Annotated in this window: 1 protein-coding gene; it reads left to right on the top strand. The window is 66.4% G+C overall.

What is annotated here, in order from left to right:
- The coding region (locus EN879_RS37860) for a DUF3445 domain-containing protein (RefSeq protein ID WP_164774941.1) at positions 1-712 on the top strand (712 nt) is incomplete at both ends.

Below are 712 nucleotides of genomic sequence, written 5' to 3'. Positions count from 1 at the left end.
CCCTATGACGGCTCGTCGAAACTGTTCAGCATCGGGCTGAAGCCGCTCGACCCGGCGGCCTGGATCGAGGTCGACGGCCATCTGCTGCCGTATCTCGCCGAAAAGCACCGGCTCTATGCCGAAATCCCAGAGCGCGTTTTCGTCGAGGAGGACGGCACGCGCGACGCCCAGCAGGAAGTGCTCGACTTGCTCGCCGCGCATCTCCCGGAGAGGTTCCCCGAAACCCATCGGCTCGGCGGATCAGGCGTCGAGGTGGCGGGCGCGGCGAGCCGTCTGCCTGCTTCCCTCGCCGATGCGCCGCTGGCCAAAGCCTCACTGCTCGTCCAGGAAGACCTGATCCTGATGCGCAGCAGTGACAGCGGCTGGCGGCTGGTCGCCGGCTCGCTCTGCTTTCCCTCCTCCTGGTCGCTCCTGGAAAAGTTCGGCAAGCCGCTGCAGGACATCCACGCGCCGGTGCCGGGTTTCGGCCCGGGCACGCGTCCGGCGGAACTCATCAACCGGATGTTCGATGGCCTCCAGGGGCAGGCCGTCGAGCGCTACAACTGGTCGATCCAGGCCGACAACGCGCTCTACCATCCGCTCTCCGACCTGCAGCGCATCGACCGCGCCACCAACCGGCCGTCGCGCTTTCCCGATGGCGACATCGACGCCCATGCCTTCATTCGCGTCGAGCGGCAAACCCTACGCAAACTGCCTGTTTCACGCGATATCC

This window comes from Mesorhizobium sp. M7A.F.Ca.AU.002.02.1.1 (assembly GCF_003998535.1).
Taxonomy (GTDB): Bacteria; Pseudomonadota; Alphaproteobacteria; order Rhizobiales; family Rhizobiaceae; genus Mesorhizobium; species Mesorhizobium ciceri.
This window is presented reverse-complemented; position numbering and strand designations above follow the sequence as displayed.